Origin of the sequence: Pantoea sp. F_5 (genome assembly GCF_008631595.1) — a bacterium.
Taxonomy (GTDB): Bacteria; Pseudomonadota; Gammaproteobacteria; order Enterobacterales; family Enterobacteriaceae; genus Pantoea; species Pantoea gossypiicola.
Map to the genome: position 1 here is coordinate 115,158 of NZ_VWUO01000009.1, position 14,260 is coordinate 129,417.

Genomic DNA, 14,260 nt, shown 5'->3' on the forward strand with positions numbered 1-14,260 from the left:
GCTCAGCATGGACTTCTTCAGCACACATAATATTCTGGTTCACATTCCTCTGGGTGCCGGGGGCTACGATCTCTCATGGATTGAAGCCATCGGCACGCTGGCGGGCTTACTCTGTATCTGGTTTGCCAGCCTGGAAAAAATCATCAACTATCCGTTCGGTCTGATCAACGTTACGCTGTTTGCGGTGATCTTCTTTCAGATCCAGCTCTATGCCAGCCTCCTGCTGCAGCTCTTCTTCTTTGCCGCCAATATCTATGGCTGGTACGCCTGGAGCCGTCAGACCCCCGATCATCAGGCCGAGCTGAAAATCCGCTGGCTGCCACTGCCCAAAGCGCTGGCCTGGGCGGCGGGTTGTGTGATCGCCATTGCGCTGATGACCCTTTATATCGATCCGGTGTTTGCGCTGTTAACCCGTACAGCGGTGACGCTGATGAACGCTCCTGGCCTGTCGGTAGCGATGCCCGCGTTGCAGCCGGATGCCTTCCCGTTCTGGGATTCCTGCCTGATGGTGTTGTCGATTGCGGCGATGGTGCTGATGACGCGCAAATATGTTGAGAACTGGCTGCTGTGGGTCATCATCAACGTGATTAGCGTGATGATTTTCGCCCGTCAGGGCGTGTATGCGATGTCGCTGGAGTATGTGATTCTGACGCTGATTGCGCTGAACGGATCGCGTATGTGGATCCACAGCGCGCGGCAACAGGGTTCCCGCGCGCTGTCGGCTCAGTGAGTGTGCGCTTCGCCTTTAGCGTGAGCTGGTTCATGATCATGGTCGTGAGAATGACTGTGATCATGGCCGGAGGCAGCCGCGCTGCTTAAGCCGAGTTCACACTCAGCACCGGCACAGGGCTGATACTCCATCTGCACCGTCGCATGCGCAATCTGGTAGTTCTGGCGCAGGTAGTCGTGAATACGATACAGCAGCGCATCGTGATCGTAAGGCGGGATCACCTGCGCATGCAGGGTGAGCAGCGGCTTTTCACCGACCTGCCACAAATGCACATGGTGAACATTGCGCACTTCGGCGATGTTCAGCGTCAGATCCCGAATCAGCCGGTTCACATCCAGCGAATGCGGTGCCCCTTCCAGTAACTCCTGCAGACTCTCACGCAGCAGCGCCCAGGCGCTGCGTAGCACCAGCAGGGAGACCAGCAGTGACAGAATCGGGTCGATAGGCGTCCAGCCGGTCAGCAGAATAATTACCGCCGCTATGATCGCGCCCACCGAACCCAGCAGATCACCCAGGACATGCAGCGCGGCAGCCCGCACGTTGAGGTTCTTTTCTCCGCTACCGTGATGCAGCAGCCAGAACGACAGAATATTGGCCAGCAGGCCGCCAATCGCGATCCCCAGCATCAGCCCGCCGGTCACCGGCTGCGGGTCGGCAAAGCGGCGTACCGCCTCCCAGACGATCAGCGCGGTAATGCCCAGCAGCGCAATTGCGTTAACAAAAGCCGCTACCGTGGTCAGACGCAGCAGGCCAAAGGTGTGGCGTGCATTAGGTTTACGGCGTGAGAAATGGACCGCCAGCAAGGCCATCAGCAGCGCGGCGGCGTCGGTCAGCATATGTCCGGCGTCCGCCAGCAGCGCCAGTGAACCTGAGAGCCAGCCGCCAATCACTTCAGCAACCATGAAGACGACGGTCACCCCGAAGGCGGCCGCCAGACGCGTGCGATTACTATCCTGCCCGCTATGAGTGTGGGTATGTGCCATAAGATTCCAGTTTTTTCAGTAACCTGTTTACGAATAATATCAGTAATTGCCACGTCTCAGACGTGTCCTGATGCTGTTTAACCTGCTCCGTCAGCTGCTGGCTGAGCTGCGCGCCATGCTCCAGCCCTGCCAGCAGGCAGCTTCCTTTCATCCGGTGTGCTGCTTCGGCGACCTGCGTCCAGTCTGCGCGTTCGTGTGCCTCACGCATCACAGCCAGGTCCTGTTTCACCGTACTGTGCAACGTCTGGCTCAGACGGCTGAGGAATTTGTCATTCTGCTGCGCCAGCTGCCACAGGTTGTCATCCAGTGTCGCCAGCGGATCGTCCTGCCACGCCTGCTGCCACAGGTTGTCATCCAGTGTCGCCAGCGAATCGTCCTGCCACGCCTGCTGCCACTCTCCCAGCACTGCGCTGAGATCGGCTAACTGCACCGGTTTAATCAGCACACGCTCGCCCGCCTCAGGCGACTGCGACAGCAGCTGCGCGTCAGCCGAGCAGAGCACCCGCATCGCCTGACGTCTGCGCTGGCGATCACGCCGACGCAATATCCGCAATAGCAGCGTACCGTCAGGGCGCGGCATCATCTGGTCGATAAACAATAGATCATAAGGCTGCTTTGCGTCGGCCTGCAGCAGTGCGCGTCCCTGTTCGAAGATGTCAGCCTGAATCGCAAAGCGCGCCAGCTGCTGCTGCATCACCAGCAGATTGGCTGGATGGTCATCGACAATCGCCACCCTGAGCTGTGGAAAGCCGGGCAGGGGCGTGTCGTCTGCGTGGCTTACCGGCGCGCAGATTTGCAGCGGCAGCGTCACGGTGACCTGAGTACCGTGACCCGATTCAGAGGCGAGCCGGATGTCGCCGCCCATCCGCAGCACCATTTCCCGGCAGATAAACAGCCCCAGCCCGCTGCCCTGCACGGAAACAGATTTTCCGGACGGTGCCTGATACCAGGGGTCAAACAGCTTCTGCTGTTCCTCCGGCGGAATCCCGCTGCCGCTGTCACTCACCGTCAGAACCAGCTGCTGCTCTGCGGCAAGGGTCAGACGAATCGCGCCGTGGCGGGTAAATTTCAGCGCATTGGTCATCAGGTTGTTGACCACCTGCTGCAGGCGGTCGGCATCAATTAATACGGTGTCAGGCAGCGGCGTCAGCGCCTCGACGATCAGACGCGGGCCGTCAGCGCGCATCAACGGATGATAAAAATGCTGCTGTTGGTCGAGCCACTGCGCCAGCGCCAGCGGACGGGGTGCCAGGGTAAAACTGTTGCTCTCGATGCGTGCATGATCCTGCAGGTCATTCAGCAGAGTCAGCAGCGATTGTGCGCTGCTGTGCAGCAGCGAAAGATTCTGGCTACTGTGCTGCTGCTTCTCCAGTTCCAGCAGACCCAGGATCGCCTGCATTGGGGTACGCAGCTCATGACTGACGGTCGCCAGAAACTGGCTCTTCATCGCATTGGCATGTTCCGCCTGCTCGCGCTGCTGACGCTCCCTGCGCTGCTGCCAGTAGCGGCGCGCCAGCAGTAACAGCAGCAGCACAATGGCTGCACCCGCTACTGCCAGCACCATCATCGGCAGCGAACGCATCACCATCACGCTGCCGGGCTGTGGCGGCGTTGACCAGCTATCGCGCATCTGACTTTGGGTATCAGCCGGAATCTGCTGCAGCGCGCGATCCAGCAGAGTAAGCAGCACCGGCTGGTCCGGCGTGACGCCCAGCGCAATCGGCCAGGCGATGTCGCTGGCGGCAAAGGCGAGGTGAACGCGGGCATCATCCCGGCTGGCGATGCGCCAGCGGGCGGAGAGCACGTTATCGACCAGCACGTCGATCTGCCCCTTTGCCAGCGCGTCATAGAGGCTATTACGATCGGCAAACGGCTGTGGCTGCAGATCCGCAGGCAGCAGACGCAGCGCCAGGTCATCCTGCAACACGCCGATCCGCTTGCCGCGCAGGTCGCGCCAGTGCGCCAGCGTATCGGACTGGACGCTGTAGATGCCCCACAGCGCGCGCCACACCGGTAGCGATGTGCTCTGCATCGCATCGCCATTCAGCGGCTGCATCAGCTGCAGCATTGCCTGCTTTTGCTGAATCAACGTGCTGGCCTGGCGGGGATTACTGACCCACACCGGCTCAAACTCTAATCCGGTGCTCTGCGCAATCGCTTTCAGCAAATCCACGCCATAGCCTCGGGCCGTTCCGCTGGCATCGCGATAACTCCAGGGGTAGTTGTCTGGTTCGGCGGTATAGGTAATACGCGGATGATCGGCTATCCAGGCGCGCTCAGCGGGGCTGAGCATCAGAGTCTGGGTGTCCTGATAGCGCGGCAGGCTGCTGCTCCAGCGCGCCTGTAGCGTGTTCATCAGTTCTGCAGGCAGCTGACGCAGGCTCTGATTTATCCAGCTGATAAGCTGGGGATCGCGCGCCACCGCGCGCAGGTTAAGCTGGCCGGCCTCAATGTGGGAGGCGATCTGATAAATCTGGCCCTGTTGCAGCTGGCTCAGCAGAAAACCGGCGCTGGTTTCATCCGCCACTACATAGTCATTCTGCTGATTAAGCAGGGTATAGAGCGCCTGCAGATCGCTGCTGTAGCGTTGCCAGTTGTGACGGGCAGCCAGCGCAGATGGCAGCTGTGCCAGGGTGCTGTCACTGATCGCAAGCGAGGCATTCTGGCTGTTAAACATCACGGCACGCTGGTTTTGCTGATTGCGGTAAACCCGCAGCGGACTGCTGAACCAGTTTTCGCTGCTCAGGGTGCCGGGTGGCAGCGGGGCACTCCACATGCCCAGCGCAAAATCGATCTGGCCGCTGGTCAGCGCCTGCATCAGATGCGGCTGATCGCTGTAGAGGTTAAGCGTGAACTGCGCGCCGGTCAGCTGTCGCAGCGCGGAAAGATAGTCGGCATTAATGCCATAGAGGTCATTGCCGATGCGCATTGCCCAGGGCGCGTGGTTCTCTTCCAGCAGGCCGACGCGCAGGATCCTGCCCTGCATCGTTTCCGCGTGCGTCACCGGCAGCATCATCGGCAGATTCACGCTGCTCACCGGACGCACCTCAGCCAGGCCGGTGCCGCACCAGAACAGCAGGATCAGCAGAATAACTCTCACTGCTGGGCTTTCCACAGGTCAGCCAGTTCCACCACTGAGCGGGCACCGGTTTTTTCCAGAATATTCTTTTTATGGGTACTGACCGTTTTGTTACTGATGTGCAACTGAGCCGCGATTTGCAGATTGGATAACCCACTGGCCAGCAGTGCCAGAATCTGACGCTCCTTCTGGGTCAGCGGTAGCTCAGGCTCATCATCCATCACCGGAAAAGCCGTCTGACCGCCCAGCACCGCCAGGATGGCGCTGAGTAATTGCGTCATACGCTGACTCTTTACCACGTAACCGGCCGCACCCAGCGCCTGAGCACGACGCACATAGTGGCGGGTCTGCTGTGCAGAGTAGATGAGCACCGGGCAATCAGGCCGATGGATCTTCAGACGACGAAGAAACTCCAGCCCATCACTGTCCGGCAGGCCGATATCCAGCACGATAATGTCCGGTTGCTCCTGAAGTAAGGGGCGAGCGGCTTTTTCACTGCTGGCAGAGAGGAGTTTAATGGGTATGGGTGACTGGCTCAGGGCAGCTTCCAGTGCCACTTCAACCAGCGGATGATCGTCAATCAAAAGCAAAACGGCCATGAAGGATTTCCTGTAAATTTCACAGGATTAGCATAGCGGAAGAGTGGGGCTGAGGGGAGAAAAACCCGGAGAGCCGTAGCTCTCCAGGCTAAACAGAATTACTGTGAAGTGCCGTCGGTTTTCGTGTTTACGTCACCGCCGCCCACTTTGGTTTGAACTTTTTTATTCACGTTCGGACATTTGCCATCTTTACACTGGCTGTTCTGGTCAATTTCATTAGCAGACATATTACCAGTGCTGGTAGTGCTGCCAGACGTTGCAGGATTCGTGTTGGTGCCAGTGTTATTAATTTTGCTGTTATCGACATTATTGGGTGGCAGATTCTCTTTCGCGCCACCTGCTGCTGCACCTGCACTGGCCGCCTGGTTTGCTGTACCGTTATTGCTGCTGCTATCTGCAGCCAGTACCGCGCCGCTGCTCAGTGTCATTGCTGCTGTCAAAAAGATTAAGGCAAACTTTTTCATCATTATGCTCCCGTTAATTAATGAAGAGGCTTTAAGCCCAGAGGTGCAATTTCGGGTAATAAAACCCCTGACGAAATAAAATTCGCCAGTTGGCTTAAACAGGGTAATTAAATAAGGTAAGCGGGACGTTCCTCAGTGCTTACCATTAAAAAGTCTAGTCGCTAACCTGATTAATGCAAATATGACCCGCACATTTAACCCGCAGCAGGAATTTACACCCCTGGCGCTTCGGGCTACATTGGGCAGGATGTGTCCGGCGGGCGCCGGGCAAGAAATAATATGGAATCAGTATGAATTACCAGAACGATGATTTACGCATCAAAGAGATTAAAGAGCTGTTACCGCCTGTTGCGCTGCTCGAAAAATTCCCGGCGACCGATCGTGCTGCACAGACCGTTTCACAGGCCCGTCAGGCGATTCATCAGATCCTGCAGGGCAAGGACGATCGTCTGCTGGTGGTGATTGGACCCTGCTCAATTCATGACACTGAAGCGGCGAAAGAGTATGCAACCCGCCTGCTGGCACTGCGTGATGAGTTGAAAGGCGAGCTGGAAGTGGTCATGCGGGTCTATTTTGAAAAGCCGCGCACGACGGTGGGCTGGAAAGGGCTGATTAATGACCCCTACATGGATAACAGCTACCAGCTTAACGACGGTCTGCGTCTGGCGCGTAAGCTGCTGCTGGAGATCAACGACAGCGGCTTACCGGCAGCGGGCGAGTTTCTGGATATGATTACCCCGCAGTATGTGGCTGACCTGATGAGCTGGGGCGCGATTGGTGCGCGCACCACGGAATCTCAGGTACACCGCGAGCTGGCATCCGGTCTCTCCTGCCCGGTAGGCTTTAAAAACGGCACCGATGGCACTATCAAAGTCGCGATTGATGCGATTAACGCAGCGGGATCGCCGCACTGTTTCCTGTCAGTGACAAAGTATGGTCACTCCGCCATTGTTGAAACCAGCGGAAACGGTGACTGCCATATCATCCTGCGCGGCGGCAAAGAGCCGAACTACAGCGCTCAGCATGTTGCTGAGGTTAAAGCAGGTCTGGCAAAAGCGGGTCTGCCACAGCAGGTGATGATCGACTTCAGCCATGCCAACAGCAGCAAGCAGTTCCAGCGTCAGATGGTGGTGGCAGACGATGTTTCACAGCAGCTGATCAGCGGTGAGCAGGCAATTGTGGGTGTGATGATTGAGAGTCATCTGGTGGAAGGCAACCAGAGTCTGGAGAGCGGCGAGCCGCTGGTCTATGGCAAAAGCGTCACCGACGCCTGTATCGGCTGGGAAGATACCGACAGGGTGCTGCGTCAGCTGGCGGCAGCGGTTAAACAGCGCCGCGGTTGATTGGCCTGTCCAGACTTTTAATAAAGTCTGGACAGATTCGCTTAGAGGATTGTGCCTCTGCACAGGGAACACGGTCAGATCGGAAAGACGCGAAAACCGCCATCCATGGCGCGGGACGCTTTCCTCCTCTGACCGTGTTCCCTGCTCACTAAGCTAATTTATTGCTGTAAAATTTATCGTGATTTGACGTTGTAAGCAGCTTGAGTCTGGCAGTTAAAGATGACACACAGCATTGCCGGGCGCAGCCCAATAAAAAAGGCCAGACTTTCGTCTGGCCTTTTTGCCTTGTCAGCGAGAAATTACTTCGCTTTACCCTGATTCGCAACGGCTGCGGCTTTCGCAGCAATCTCGTCCTGGTCGCCCAGGTAGTAGCGTTTCAGCGGTTTGAAGTTTTCATCGAACTCATACACCAGCGGAACGCCGGTAGGGATATTCAGCTCGAGGATTTCATCTTCGCTCAGGTTATCCAGATATTTCACCAGCGCACGCAGTGAGTTGCCGTGTGCGGCAATAATCACTTTCTCACCGCTTTTGATGCGCGGCAGAATGGTGTCGTTCCAGTAAGGGATGACGCGGTCGATGGTCAGCGCCAGGCTTTCGGTCGTTGGCAGCTGCTCCGGGGTCAGTTTCGCGTAACGCGGGTCATGGCCCGGGAAGCGCTCATCTGAACGATCCAGCTCTGGCGGGGTAACGGCAAAGCCGCGACGCCACTGCTTAACCTGCTCGTCGCCATATTTAGCGGCCGTTTCCGCTTTGTCCAGACCCTGCAGCGCACCGTAGTGACGCTCGTTCAGTCGCCAGGTTTTCTCAACCGGCAGCCAGGCCTGATCCAGCTCATCCAGCACATTCCACAGCGTGTGAATCGCACGCTTCAGTACGGAGGTGTAAGCGAAATCAAAAACAAAGCCTTCTTTCTTCAGCAGCTGACCTGCTGATTTGGCTTCGCCACGACCTTTCTCAGAAAGGTCAACATCATACCAACCGGTAAAGCGGTTTTCGTTGTTCCACTGGCTTTCGCCGTGTCGCACCAGAACCAGCTTAGTTACAGCCATAGCTTAACTCCTTAATACTGTGATGTTTCTGTGAGATTGGAAACCTGCTGCTGCCCGCCTGATACACGAGCTGATTGCGCCATACCATAACGGAAAAGCGGGCAGCGCGTAAGCCTGTGTGTGACGCACTGCGCGTTTTTCAGCCGGAGGCTCAGCGTGGCGTGAAGCGATACCGCGTCACCGATTCCCAGCGATCTCCCGGCTGCAGCCAGCAATCCGGCTGAGGCCACTCAGCATGATTCGGCGAATCCGGTAAAAATTCACTCTCCAGCGCAATGCCCTGGAATGCAGTATAGCTCGCCTGCTCACGGGCACGCGTGCCGGCCAGGTAGTTGCCGGTGTAGAACTGCAGTGCCGGTGCCGAGGTGGTCACGCTGAGCTGTAATCTGCCATCCTGCGACCAGAGTTCTGCCGCAGGCTGACTATCATCGCCTGCGCAGTTGAGCAGAAACGCATGGTCATAGCCCTTCACCGCGCGCTGGTCATCGTCTGCCAGGAAATCCTGCGCCACGACTTTGGCGTTGCGGAAATCAAAGCTGGTATCGGCAACGGCTTTCAGCGGCGCATTCGGAATACCTTCGCTGTCGACCGGCAGATAGTGGTCGGCGTGCAGTTGTAAGCGATGCTGGCGGGCGTCGCCATGATGCGCATCAAGATTAAAGTAGGCATGGTTAGTCAGATTGACCGGGCAGGGCTGATCGCAGCGCGCTTCGTAGCGGATGCTCAGGCAGTTCTGGTCATCCAGCTGATAGCGCACGTCGGCAATCAGATTGCCCGGATAGCCCTGGTCGCCATCCGGCGAATCAATGCGGTAGTGCACTTCGCTGTCAGACTGGCTGACAATCTGCCAGCGGCGTTTATCAAAGCCTTCCGGCCCGCCATGCAGCTGATGGGCACCCTGGTTTGGCACCAGCTGACGGTTCAGTTTATTAAGTTTTGCCCCGGCGATACGGTTGGCGTAACGGCCCACCGTAGCACCCAGATAGGCATCCTGATGCAGATAGTCAGAGGGCGTGGTGCAGCCGAGCAGTGCTTCACGCACGCTGCCATCCTGCATCGGGACGCGGGCAGAAAGCCAGGTTGCGCCCCAGTCCATAAAGGTTGCCAGCATGCCGTTGGCATTGCGCAGCACCGTTATGCGCCACGGCTGACCGTCGGGCGCATGGGAATTGACGTCATTCAGCATTGGCCCGCTCCTTCAGAGGCTTTACAGACGTAGAAGGTCTCTTTGATGCCAGTCGCGGCTTCATACTGCTCTGCTACGGCGGCTTTCACCTGATCGACGAGATCCAGTGGCATGAGTGCCACGATGCAGCCACCAAAGCCGCCGCCGGTCATGCGCACGCCGCCGCGTTCACCAATCTGCGCTTTCACGATCTCAACCAGCGTATCGATCGGCGGCACGGTGATCTCGAAATCGTCACGCATGGAGGCGTGCGATTCAGCCATCAGCTGGCCCATACGGGAGAGGTCGCCCCGGCTCAGCGCATCGGCCGCTTCCAGCGTGCGGGCGTTCTCGGTCAGAACGTGACGCACGCGTTTTGCTACCTGTGGGTCGAGCTGCGCCTGGGCCGCTTCAAACTCCGCCAGTTCAACATCACGCAGCGCCTTCTTATTGAAGAAACGCGCGCCCGCTTCACACTGCTCGCGACGGGTGTTGTATTCGCTGCCGACCAGGGTGCGGCGGAAGTTGGAGTTGATGATCACCACCGCGATATCTTCCGGCATCGACACCGGACGGGTGCCCAGCGTGCGACAGTCGAGCAGCATCGCGTGATCTTTCTGGCCCAGTGCGGAGATCAGCTGGTCCATGATGCCGCAGTTACAGCCAACGAACTGGTTCTCCGCTTCCTGACCATTCACCGCGATAGCCGCGCCATCCAGCGGCAGGTTATAGAGCTGCTGCACCACGGTGCCGACCGCGACTTCCAGCGAGGCGGATGAGCTCAGCCCTGCGCCCTGTGGCACGTTGCCGCTGATTACCATATCAATGCCACCGAAATCGGCATGTCGCTGCTGCAGATGTTTCACCACGCCGCGCACATAGTTGGCCCACATCGGTTCCTGCACGCTGACAATCTCTTCGTCCAGCGAGAAGGTGTCCTGCGCATTCTCATAATCGGCAGCGACCACGCGAATCTGGCGATCGTCACGGCGGGCGCAGGCGATGACCGTCTGGTAATCGATGGCGCAGGGCAGCACAAAGCCGTCGTTATAGTCGGTGTGCTCGCCAATCAGGTTAACGCGGCCCGGTGCCTGAATGGTATGCGTGGCGGCGTAGCCGAAGGTGTCTGAGAAAAGCTGCTGCGTGATGGTTTTTAAGCTCATTGTTGTGCCTCACGGAAGTGAACGTCGCTGACAGAACGCAGACGTTCCGCCGCCTGTTCCGCCGTTAAATCGCGTTGGGTTTCGGCCAGCATTTCATAGCCAACCATAAATTTACGCACTGTTGCTGAGCGCAGCAGCGGCGGATAGAAGTGCGCATGCAGCTGCCAGTGATCGTTGGTTTCGCCGTTAAACGGCGCGCCGTGCCAGCCCATGGAGTAGGGGAAGGAGCACTGGAACAGGTTGTCGTAGCGGCTGGTCAGCAGCTTAATGGCTTTTGCCAGATCGGCACTCTGCGCTTCACTGAGATCGGTCAGCTGTTTGACGTGCGCTTTTGGCAGCAGCAGAGTTTCAAACGGCCAGGCAGCCCACCACGGCACGACGGCCAGCCAGTGTTCGGTTTCCACCACGGTGCGGCTGCCATCCTTCTGCTCACGTGCCAGATAATCGACCAGCATCGGCGAGCCATGTTTAGCGAAATAGTCGCGCTGATGATCATCTTCGCGCTGCGCTTCATTCGGCAGGAAGCTGTTGGCCCAGATCTGACCATGCGGATGCGGATTAGAGCAGCCCATCGCCGCGCCTTTGTTTTCAAACACCTGCACCCACGGATAGTGCTGACCCAGATCGGCGGTCTGCGCCTGCCAGGTGCGCACCACCTCTTCCAGCGCGCTCAGTGACATCTCCGGCAGGGTTTTGCTGTGATCGGGCGAGAAGCAGATGACCCGACTGGTGCCGCGTGCGCTTTCACAGCGCATCAGGATATCGTCGCTTTCAGGCGCGTCAGGTGTGTCGGTCATCAGCGCAGCAAAGTCATTGGTAAAGACGTACGTGCCAGAATAGTCCGGGTTTTTGTCACCGGTAATGCGGGTATTACCGGCACACAGGAAGCAGTCCGGATCGTGCGACGGCAAGGTATTAACCGCTGGCGTTTCCTGCGCGCCCTGCCACGGACGTTTGGCCCGATGAGGTGAGACTAAAATCCATTGATCAATCAGTGGATTGTAACGGCGATGCGGGTGATCGACCGGGTTGAATTTTTCCATGTGAGATCCTGGTAAGCGTCAAAGCCAGAGAGGCATCGGTAAAAAGTAGCACATCAGCGCGCGCGAAAGCGTGATCAAGTCTGGATAAATGGTATCGTTTACACAAGCTGAATATTCTTATTTCGTGGCATTGTGTGCAGTAATATGGGGTAAAAGGCGGGTCTGAATGGTAGCGATTACACAGGTGTGCTTTAAAACGCCGCGAGAGCGGCGTTGAGGGGGCGTTATTAACGCGTTAGCGCAGCGTATCCTGCTGAAAAGCGTAGCCACCCTTATCGGGAACAAAGCTCAGACGATGTGTGATGCAGGCAGGCGCATCTTCGGCATGATGGGAAACAAACAGCAGCTGCGTGCGACCTTCGCCAATCAGCACATCGACGAAGCGCCTTACCAGCTGACGGTTAATCGGGTCGAGTCCCTGAAGTGGCTCATCCAGAATCAGCAGCGTCGGATGCTTAACCAGCGCGCGGGCAATCAGCACCAGCCGCTGCTGTCCCCAGGAGAGTGAATGGAACGGCGCATCGCCCAGCCGGTTATCCATTCCGAGCAGTGTCAGCCACTGTTGTGCCAGCGCTTTCTGCCGATCGGATGCCGCCTGATAGAGACCGATGGAGTCGAAGAAGCCCGACAGGATGACCGTCCGCACATTAGTGCTGACGCGATAATCGAGATGCAGACTGCTGCTGACATAGCCAATATGCTGTTTGATATCCCAGATGGTTTCGCCACTGCCGCGACGACGGCCAAAGAGGGTGAGATCATTGCTGTAGCCCTGGGGATGATCGCCGGTTACCAGACTCAGCAGCGTCGATTTTCCGGCACCGTTCGGGCCGGTAATCTGCCAGTGCTCGCCTGCGTTAACCTGCCAGTTCAGCCCCTGAATGACCGGTCGATCGTTGTAGGAGACGGTGCCGTTGCGCAGGATAACGCGCGGAGCATCATCTGCCAGCGAAGGCAGCTGATCCGGCGCATCTGCTTCCGGTAGCGCCATTCCCATCAGCTGTTCACTGTGTGCCAGCTGTGCCACCAGCGCTTCCGTTAAAATCGTCTGGCGTGGGCCACTGTGAGTGAGCGTGCATTCCGCCAGCACACCCACCTGCTGAACGAAATCGGGAATGTCGTCAAAGCGATTAAGTACCAGCACCAGCGTAAACGCCGGATGCTGCAGATTGCGTAGCGTGTCGGTCAGGCTGGCGCGCGACGCCACATCCAGTCCATCAAAAGGCTCATCTAAGATCAGCAAATCTGGCTGGTTCATCAGGGCCTGACAAAGCAGGGTTTTGCGGGTTTCGCCGGTAGAGAGATATTTGAAGCGGCGTGACAACAGCGGTTCGATACCAAACTGCTGAGCCAGTTGTTCGCAACGTTCCGGCTGCTTCACCTCGGCCTGAATCACCTCTGCCACGGTCAGTCCCGTATCCTCTTCACCTTCACTGAGCATGTCGGTGTTATTGCGCTGCCACTCCTGCGCCACCAGCGTCTGTAACTGTTCCAGTGACAGCCGGACCGGCCTGGCGAAATCGCTGCTGACCGAACCGGCCAGCGGCGGCAGTTCACCGGAGAGCGCGCGCGCCAGTGATGATTTACCGCTGCCGTTGGCACCGACAAAGGCCCAGCTTTCGCCGCGCTGCAGTTCCACCTGATTCAGACTCAGTATCCGGGTATCACTAAGATGAAACGTGCCTTGCAAAATATGCAATGAAGCCATGATCTGTTCCATTTTTTGCATCGAGTCACTGAGTTGTAACCATTGCCCGCAATGAAGTCAACTCAACCGCTAGAGCAGGGTAGCGACGATAGCGTTCTCTGCATTGAAACTGGCTATCACCGCATCATCGGGCTGCAGCTTCAGCTGCTGTAACTGTGCATTACTCAGAGTGGCACACAGGGTTTCGCCGCTGGCGAGCTGCATCAGCACCTCACTCATTTGCTCACCCGGTTCGATGGCAGTGACGGTGGCGGTCAGCTGATTGTCTCCCTCTGCGGCGTCACGACTGATGCGGATCCACGGTGCTTTGATCAGCACCAGCACCTCTTTACCTGCCGCCAGCTGCAGACGATCGGCACTGCGCTGGGTCAGCGCAACATTGAGCTGCGTGACGCCATCAGCCAGCTGAATCAACAGATGCTGAACCACCTGCTGCGCATCGTTGCTGACCACGGTGCCGAACAGCTGGTTGCGGGCGCTGGTCTGCAGTGAGAAGCGAGCGATGGCCGCCAGCAGGCTGTCGAGCGGCAGCGTATCCTGCTGCAGCGCATCAAAGGCTTTCTGCTGGATCTGCTCCATCAAATGAAAAAGCTGAATCAGGCGTTCACCGTAGCGGGTCAGCGTGGCACCGCCGCCGCCTTTACCGCCGGTTGCCCGCGCCACCAGCGTTTCATCCGCCATCTGGTTCATCTCATTGATCGCATCCCAGGCACTTTTGTAACTGATGCCAGCCAGCTTTGCCCCCTGACTGATCGATCCGGTCTGCTGGACGCGTTTCAGCAGCTCAATACGTCGTGGATCGGCAAACAGTTTCTGTTGTAAACGGATATGAAGGGACAGTTCGGCTTCCATGACAGCTCCGGCAAAGGGTTAAGGCGAAGGCCGATGATAGCGGCGTTTTATGTCCAAAGTAAAAGCACGAAAAGGGCTG

12 protein-coding genes are annotated in these 14,260 nt (G+C 57.6%); 2 read left to right on the top strand and 10 right to left on the bottom strand.

Annotation, left to right across the window (positions count from 1 at the left end; translation table 11 throughout):
- Positions 1–7: 7 nt before the first annotated feature.
- Positions 8–730, top strand: coding sequence for a nicotinamide riboside transporter PnuC (gene pnuC / locus F3I44_RS13760; protein ID WP_150012255.1), 723 nt, complete (start codon positions 8–10; stop codon positions 728–730).
- Here pnuC and zitB read toward each other — a convergent pair.
- The 4 genes from zitB to F3I44_RS13780 form a co-directional block, all read right to left on the bottom strand.
- Positions 724–1,713: a CDF family zinc transporter ZitB gene (gene zitB / locus F3I44_RS13765; RefSeq protein ID WP_150012253.1), complete on the bottom strand. Its 990-nt coding sequence runs from the start codon at positions 1,711–1,713 to the stop codon at positions 724–726. The genes pnuC and zitB overlap by 7 nt on opposite strands.
- Positions 1,691–4,828 (bottom strand): ATP-binding protein, encoded by a 3,138-nt coding sequence (locus tag F3I44_RS13770; protein WP_150019441.1) that lies wholly within the window; start codon positions 4,826–4,828, stop codon positions 1,691–1,693. Before F3I44_RS13770 ends, zitB begins: the two co-directional genes overlap by 23 nt.
- Positions 4,810–5,391: a response regulator transcription factor gene (locus F3I44_RS13775; protein WP_150012249.1), complete on the bottom strand. Its 582-nt coding sequence runs from the start codon at positions 5,389–5,391 to the stop codon at positions 4,810–4,812. Before F3I44_RS13775 ends, F3I44_RS13770 begins: the two co-directional genes overlap by 19 nt.
- A gap of 98 nt (positions 5,392–5,489) precedes the next feature.
- On the bottom strand, positions 5,490–5,858 hold the full coding sequence (locus F3I44_RS13780; RefSeq protein WP_190285945.1) for a YbgS-like family protein: 369 nt from the start codon (positions 5,856–5,858) through the stop codon (positions 5,490–5,492).
- A 287-nt stretch (positions 5,859–6,145) separates the two neighbouring features.
- On the opposite strand from F3I44_RS13780, the gene aroG reads away from it, so the two are divergent.
- On the top strand, positions 6,146–7,198 hold the full coding sequence (gene aroG / locus F3I44_RS13785) for a 3-deoxy-7-phosphoheptulonate synthase AroG (RefSeq protein ID WP_150012247.1): 1,053 nt from the start codon (positions 6,146–6,148) through the stop codon (positions 7,196–7,198).
- Positions 7,199–7,497: 299 nt separating this feature from the next.
- Here the strand turns inward: aroG and gpmA are convergent, their stop codons facing one another.
- The 6 genes from gpmA to modE form a co-directional block, all read right to left on the bottom strand.
- Positions 7,498–8,250 (bottom strand): 2,3-diphosphoglycerate-dependent phosphoglycerate mutase, encoded by a 753-nt coding sequence (gene gpmA, locus F3I44_RS13790; RefSeq protein WP_003851893.1) that lies wholly within the window; start codon positions 8,248–8,250, stop codon positions 7,498–7,500.
- Positions 8,251–8,401: 151 nt separating this feature from the next.
- Entirely contained in the window at positions 8,402–9,436 is a 1,035-nt protein-coding gene (gene galM, locus F3I44_RS13795; protein ID WP_150012245.1) for a galactose-1-epimerase, read from the bottom strand.
- A complete protein-coding gene (galK, locus tag F3I44_RS13800) occupies positions 9,430–10,578 on the bottom strand; it encodes a galactokinase (RefSeq protein WP_150012243.1) in 1,149 nt (382 codons plus the stop codon). The genes galM and galK overlap by 7 nt, the downstream gene beginning before the upstream one ends.
- On the bottom strand, positions 10,575–11,621 hold the full coding sequence (gene galT / locus F3I44_RS13805) for a galactose-1-phosphate uridylyltransferase (protein ID WP_150012241.1): 1,047 nt from the start codon (positions 11,619–11,621) through the stop codon (positions 10,575–10,577). The genes galK and galT overlap by 4 nt, the downstream gene beginning before the upstream one ends.
- Before the next feature lie 235 nt (positions 11,622–11,856).
- Positions 11,857–13,329: a molybdate ABC transporter ATP-binding protein ModF gene (gene modF / locus F3I44_RS13810; protein WP_150012239.1), complete on the bottom strand. Its 1,473-nt coding sequence runs from the start codon at positions 13,327–13,329 to the stop codon at positions 11,857–11,859.
- A 69-nt stretch (positions 13,330–13,398) separates the two neighbouring features.
- Entirely contained in the window at positions 13,399–14,181 is a 783-nt protein-coding gene (modE, locus tag F3I44_RS13815) for a molybdenum-dependent transcriptional regulator (protein WP_150012237.1), read from the bottom strand.
- Positions 14,182–14,260: the final 79 nt, after the last annotated feature.